The following is a 6,773-nucleotide window of genomic DNA, read 5'->3' as shown; positions in this document are numbered from 1 at the left end:
ATAGACAGAGGTTGCACTCTAGTAATGGTTATTTGTCACCCGTTGATTTTGAAAATAAACTGTTACAAAACGATATGAGTGCCTAGACATATTTATTTCTGTGTATCATAAAGTGTTGACAGATCACTCTTTTGTTAATTTAACCAATGGAACACGAAAAATTGAAAGCAAATTTGGAAGTGTTATTATTGCATGTATCGTTTCTATTATATTTATTTTCTCTGCCTTAGGGGGTAAAATAACAATTGGATATTTATTTTTTTTATTGATATGGATTCCACTTTGGACTTATTTTCCTCTTTTTGTTTACAAATCATCGTATAAAACACATAAAAGTGTCATAGATATTCTTTTATCAACGCAGGAAGTAAAAACTGATTTAGAAGTTAGAAATTGTTTAGTCAAACATAATGGGCAAATTGTCATAGCTAATAATATTAGCTAGAGGGTAAAAATGACAGAAAATATGTTAAGAAACTATATACGATGTTTTAACTCAAGCTCTTTACGTCAATACTAGATATATTTTGTTTCATTCCTATTAAATTACATGATACATAACTTTTATACAGTATAATTTTAAAAAACTAATTGGTTGCAAATATGCCTATATACGATTATTCTGGAAATTTAGAATTAAAATTTTGTAACATTCATAAGCAAATTGACTATTTTAAAGATTCAAACTTTGCAAATCCAGATCATAATGTTACTTGGGCTGATCCTATTGGAACAGTTATGTTAAAAGCCCATAGTGAATTATATAAAGTTCCTTTAGATAAAATCCCAACAAATGGCTATATCACTAAAATGATGACACAAGGTATTGATTCACAATCTAGTAGTTATAGCACGTACACTCCAATTGCTCTTATTCAAGGAAGATTTCATACAGAAAAAATAAGAGATTCATTGACTGCCACTATTATGAAAAACTTTGCTGGACTATCACCTATTAATCAAGATGATCTGAAAAAATATCTTAACCACATGTTTAGTGAGCTAATGAATAACGTATCTGATCATTCGCATAGTGATATTGGTGGATATGCCATGGCACAATATTATCCTCAGCATAAAAAAGTTCAATTTGCAATTGCGGATAAAGGCTGTGGTTTTTTAGAAAATATCCAAGCAAAATATCCTAATATAACAACAGAAGAGGATGCGATTTTAAAAGCAATGGAAAGAGCAGTTACGGCATCTAAAAATATTGTGTATGGTCAAACTCGTAATATGGGGTATGGATTGTATACCCTAGAAACGATTTTAAATGCAACGCATGGAAAGATGATCATTATTTCTAATGATAAAATGATGAAACTTGAAAATGGCAAAAAATCTGTCTTGGATCTATCAACAAATTGGGAAGGTGTTGTTGTTGCTTTTGAATTTCTAGAAGAACATACAGAATATGAATTTGAAACTATCCAAAGAAGATGGCTAGAAGAAGGAAGTGAAGAAGAGGAAGAAGATTTCTTCCTCTAAAATTTAAGCAGATATTTTTCTACTTTCTCGAATAACAAGATTTAGCAGTGACTTAATTTCAGCATTGTCATTATTGAGCATCAATTTGTTTTTAATAAAATCAACACCATATGCACGAACAACTATTCCAACTATTTCATCCGCAAAAGAATGCGAAATCCCGCTCATACCTGTGAAATCAAGCGTTACATTGATACCCTTTTCTAAATTCTCTCTAAGAGTTTCTCTGATATTTACTCCACTATCTCTTGAGCCAGCATAATCGAATCCACCAATCTCATTTTTAATATTAATAACCATGTCGACTCCTTTCATCAAATACATTACAATAAAAACAAAAACTTTGTCTTTATATCGTCCGATATCATTATTAGTGCACGGATTATATCAGAAAAATTATTATATTATCTATGTAATATGCAAGATAACAATTACACGTAAGTATCTAAATTAAATTTATACTTTTTTTTACTTTTCATCCATATATTTGTTAAGCACTTTATCTGCTGTTTGGGTGCTTGTTTTAGCATATCTCTTTGTTATAGTGACACTACTATGCCCAAATACTTTTCCAACAGCTTCTAGTGTTTCCCCTAAATTAATCATCGTATTGCCGAGTAAATGTCTTGTATCATGAATACGCATTTTTTTACCAATTCCCGATAATTTTAAAACTTTCTTCCAATGCCCTCGAAATGTATCGTCGGTTACATGAGGAGTTTTTTCACCCTCGAAAATAAAACCATATTTTCTAGTACCATACTCTACTAAAAATGCCTCTAAAGGTTCAATCAAAGGGTATTCTTGTCTCTTTCTATTTTTAGAATATTGAACAATAATATAGTATGTTTTTTGATCAAAATCGATATTTTCCCATCGTAGTGTCAACGCTTCATTTAACCTACGTCCAAAATATAAAAAGAGCATAATCCCTTTATACTTTTTAATCTCATAGCTCTGTATAGCTTTGTATAGGTCTTTGCGTTTTTCATCAGTTAAGTTAAAATCCATCGTGTTATCAAAAGCAGGTAAAGAAATTTTACTTGCAGGGTTTGTTACAACAATCCCTAGATCAATTGCATAGTTATAAACAGGGCGTAAAAGTTGTTGAATAGTTTGCGCAGTACGAGGTTTTTTCCCTTGTCTTAAAATGCTATTCACAATATTTTGCATATCAGAAGTGTAGATTTTATCGATTGCCAATTCTCCTATTGAAGAACGAATCCATTTGTCATAAGTTTTTGTCATTGAATAAACATTTTTTTCAGATAAAGAGTCTTTCCTTAGCTCAATATAGTCAGCCCAAAGCTCATTCAATGACTTAAAATTTTTCTTCCTAATTTGCCCGTTTTCTTCAAGCTCTTCTTTAAGTTCAATACGTGCAACCATTGCTTTTTTGACTGCATTCAACCCTGTTATATCATGAAATTTTAATGTCTTTTTGACGGTTTTTGATCGATGCCAAAATTTTACAACAATCGATAAGGGTTGATTATCTAGCTTCTTTAGTTCAGGTTTACCGATAATGTCCGTATCGAACAAATTATCTTTATCGACAAGATACAAACCGCTTGTATCAAATCCTGCTATAATAATTTTTTTGATAACGTCATTGAGTGGCATTATAATCCTTTGTACAGGGTACGTTTAGGGTACGGTGTAAGATATAAAACAATATCAAATCATACCATATAGATTTTATAAAATCCCCTAAAATACGAGAGAATATAACAAGATATAAAACCATATAAGATGCTTGTATCAGACTTAGGATCTGGTGCCGAGAGGCGTGGGAGTTCGAGTCTCTTTATCCGCACCACTTTTTTCTAAAACCCCCTATATATCGACTTTCCTGAGCTTAGTATTTTAAAATGTTGCACTTTTTGTTGCACTTTTCATTCGAAAGGTCTCAAAGTGCGGTATCTCTACTTTCAAAAAAATCGTTATTTCTTTAAACGTAAACTTCCCTTTACAGCGGATAATATTGTAATTTCTCTGCAAACAGATAGTTTATCTGTGGCTAAAACCCTTTTAGCTATGATAACCCCTAAAATCCATAAACTTTTTATCTATTTAAAGGCTAACCCCATGTATAGCGAAAATGTTAAAAAACTGATTGAAACTTACATTAAAGAAGCCATTGTTGAGTATTCAGAATTAGAAAATGCGAGGCATACAGCATTTGATTTTATGGACGAAGAAGGCAAAAAATTTGGAGGACATAGCGAAAAAGCGATTGATAGAGCTTTAGAGTATATTATCGAAATTCTTCAACGCCCCGAAGACGACACAGAACTTCATAGTTTTGCTCAAAGCATTGTAGAGCGAAGCAATATCAAGCCCAGTGATCTTACAAACTTAACCGAGCAAGAACGAAAGGATTTTATCTTTGAAATAATCAAAGCGGAGTTTAATGTCCTAAACTACGATAAAGAACGTAATCAAAAACGCCTTAATGAATATCAAAATTTTAATGTTACGCCTTCCTTGTCTTCTATTGTAACGCCACCACAAGATACTCTAAGGCAAGTACCAGAAAAGAACTATTTTGTGAAAACGGCTAAGAAGTGCTTAGAAGAATTCGTAGCTTTAAAAACACTCAAAAATAAAGAATTTTTTCGTAATCAGCGTGATATAGAAATGTTCCTTGAATTAACCGATAAAGAATATTTAATTGAAATCACACACGACGATCTTAATACTTTTTTAGAAGATTTCAGATATTTACCACCAAAAGAAAAAGAGTATATTGCACTTTATAAAAAAACCCCTCTGAAAATCATCTCTGCGCGTTCAAAAGAAGAGCATTTGGGAGCGTTAGAAAATCTGTGTCAATCTGGTAGTATTTCAAATACAAAAGGATTGAACAATGGAATTGCAGATAGACACAGAGGCAATATTACAACATATTCGTGAGGGCAAAGCCCTCGGTGGAAAAGATGGAGCCTTGGCTCCACTTATAAAACAACTGACAGAAGCAGCACTGCAAGCAGAGATAGAATCCCATCTCACTCAAGATTTAGCTAAAAACCGTAAAAATGGCATTAGTTCTAAAACGATGAAGAGTGAAGTGGGCAGTTTTGAACTAGATGTACCGCGAGATCGAGCAGGTACATTCGAGCCTCAAATTGTTAAGAAAAATCAGACCCATATGTCCGATCAAATTGAGCAAAAGATACTCTCACTCTATGCCCTTGGCAACAGTTATAGTCAAATAAGTGAACATATTGAAGAAATATATGGCGTAGGCTTCTCTAAAGCCACTATAAGCTCCGTAACCGATAAAATCCTACCCATGTTACAAGAGTGGCGAGTTCGTCCATTGGAAGAGCTCTATCCCTTTATCTTCTTAGATGCCATTCACTATAAAGTCAAAGATGAAGGCAAATATATCGCTAAAGCATTTTATACCGTGCTTGGTGTTAAAACCGATGGTAAAAAGGAGGTATTGGGACTTTATTTGGGTGAGAATGAAGGAGCGAAGTTCTGGTTACAAGTGCTCACCGATCTTCAAAACCGTGGAGTGAAAGATATTCTCATTGCCTCAGTCGATGGTCTTAAAGGATTCCCTGAAGCGATAAACTCGGTGTTCCCAAATACACAAGTGCAACTCTGCATCGTGCATCAAATACGCAATTCCCTTAGATTTGTAGGCTCTTCCAATCAAAAGCAATTTGCCAGTGAACTTAAATCTGTATATCAAGCTTTTACTAAAGAAGAGGCTGAAAATGAACTGGATAAACTGGAAGAAAAATGGGGTAAAAAATACCCTATCGTTTTTACTTCTTGGCGCAACAAATGGGATAATCTCTCACTGTACTTTCAATACCCAGAAGATATTAGACGGGTTATTTATACCACCAATATCATCGAATCTGTTCATCGCCAGTTTAGAACACTCACAAAGACTAAAGGTGCTTTTCCTAATGATGACAGCTTACTGAAACTTCTTTTTATGGGGATTCAAAATGCGCAGAAAAAATGGACAATGCCGATACGAAATTGGAGCCTAACCCTCTCACAACTCTCGATTCATTTCGAGGGTAGACTCAATCACGCTTTAAATTTATGATACAATTTTAGGAGCTACTGGATGCTGACACAGATTTCTGAACACTCCCGAGCATTTTAAAACTTTATCTCCTAAAACTCTCTCTATGAAGCTCTCTAATATCAATGCGTTTTTAGATTATGCCATTTCCAGTGAACTATTAGATATAAACCGCCTCAAAACAAAAGTCAAGATTACAAAACCAAACCCTGCACATGACAAGAAAAATGATATTCGCAAAGCATACACCAATGAGCAACTAGAAAAACTCTTTAATGAATCAAGTGCTTACACGAAAGATTTCGAAAAAAATCTTTCTACTCGCCCTTCACGAATTTGGATACCACTGATTTTGCTCTATCATGGATTTAGAATTAATGAAATTGCCCAAATTAGACTAGATCAAATCACCGAAAGAGAAAATATTCCTATTTTTAAAATTTCTTCCGAATATGCTGATCAAAAACTAAAAAATATCAGCAGTGATCGCAAAGTTCCTATTCACCCTAAACTTATTGAATATGGGTTTTTAAAATTTGTGGAAAATCAACGCCAAAAAGGTTGTGTGCGATTATTTCAAGACTTATATCATATAAAAAATAAAGGTTACGGACAAGCATTTTCTAGATTCTTTAATAAAAAACCATTTAAAAAAGAGTGGCTTTCTGCTGAGACACTTGAAAAAATGGAAGCCAAAGTAATTATGCTTGATTTGCATTCATTCAGGCATAATTTTAATAGCTCATTACAAGGAAAAGTTGCAGACAGTGTCCGTGACGAATGTATGGGGCACGAATCCTCCAAAGGCTATAGCTACAAGGGAGGCGAAATGAAAATATTATTGGAAACTATTTCCAAATGCAGTTATGATCTTAATATCTCTGAGCTTGAAAATAAACTCAAAAAACACTATTCTTGATTCAAGGTAGTGTTTGACTCTTGTGCTACTTCATATTTTACGTCAGAAACTTGAACTTTTAGCGTATCAATTATGACTGGATTATTTTCGTCAAAAGGTTCTTCAGGAAAAAGAGGTTTAGCTGATTTTCGTTTTTCTTCTGCTTCTTTTTCTTCTTGTGTTTCGGATAGTGCCCCAATGCCATATATTGATCTGTCAACACTTTATGATACACAGAAATAAATATGTCTAGGCACTCATATCGTTTTGTAACAGTTTATTTTCAAAATCAACGGGTGACAAATAACCATTACTAGAGTGCAACCTCTGTCTATT

Annotated in this window: 6 protein-coding genes; 4 read left to right on the top strand and 2 right to left on the bottom strand. The window is 33.5% G+C overall.

Features of this window, described 5'->3' with window-relative positions:
- Positions 1-603 precede the first annotated feature (603 nt).
- The gene (locus OA34_RS12950; RefSeq protein ID WP_039676070.1) at positions 604-1,488 is read left to right on the top strand and encodes an ATP-binding protein; all 885 of its coding nucleotides are present in this window, start codon (positions 604-606) and stop codon (positions 1,486-1,488) included.
- A 3-nt stretch (positions 1,489-1,491) separates the two neighbouring features.
- Here OA34_RS12950 and OA34_RS12945 read toward each other — a convergent pair whose 3' ends face one another.
- Both OA34_RS12945 and OA34_RS12940 read right to left on the bottom strand, forming a co-directional pair.
- Positions 1,492-1,788, bottom strand: coding sequence for an STAS-like domain-containing protein (locus tag OA34_RS12945; protein WP_286683054.1), 297 nt, complete (start codon positions 1,786-1,788; stop codon positions 1,492-1,494).
- A gap of 168 nt (positions 1,789-1,956) precedes the next feature.
- Positions 1,957-3,111 (bottom strand): tyrosine-type recombinase/integrase, encoded by a 1,155-nt coding sequence (locus OA34_RS12940; RefSeq protein WP_039676068.1) that lies wholly within the window; start codon positions 3,109-3,111, stop codon positions 1,957-1,959.
- A 291-nt stretch (positions 3,112-3,402) separates the two neighbouring features.
- On the opposite strand from OA34_RS12940, the gene OA34_RS12935 reads away from it, so the two are divergent.
- The 3 genes from OA34_RS12935 (at position 3,403) to OA34_RS12925 (ending at position 6,458) form a co-directional block, all read left to right on the top strand.
- A complete protein-coding gene (locus tag OA34_RS12935; protein ID WP_039676065.1) occupies positions 3,403-4,404 on the top strand; it encodes a hypothetical protein in 1,002 nt (333 codons plus the stop codon).
- Positions 4,358-5,560 carry an IS256 family transposase gene (locus tag OA34_RS12930; protein WP_039676063.1) on the top strand — a complete coding sequence of 401 codons (1,203 nt, stop codon included), beginning with the start codon at positions 4,358-4,360 and terminating at the stop codon, positions 5,558-5,560. The genes OA34_RS12935 and OA34_RS12930 overlap by 47 nt, the downstream gene beginning before the upstream one ends.
- Positions 5,561-5,645: 85 nt before the next feature.
- Entirely contained in the window at positions 5,646-6,458 is an 813-nt protein-coding gene (locus tag OA34_RS12925; protein ID WP_039676061.1) for a site-specific integrase, read from the top strand.
- Positions 6,459-6,773: the final 315 nt, after the last annotated feature.

Source organism: Sulfurospirillum sp. MES, assembly GCF_000789415.1.
GTDB lineage: Bacteria > Campylobacterota > Campylobacteria > Campylobacterales > Sulfurospirillaceae > Sulfurospirillum > Sulfurospirillum cavolei.
Note: the sequence above shows the minus strand (reverse complement) of the source record. Positions and strands in the feature narration are given on the sequence as shown.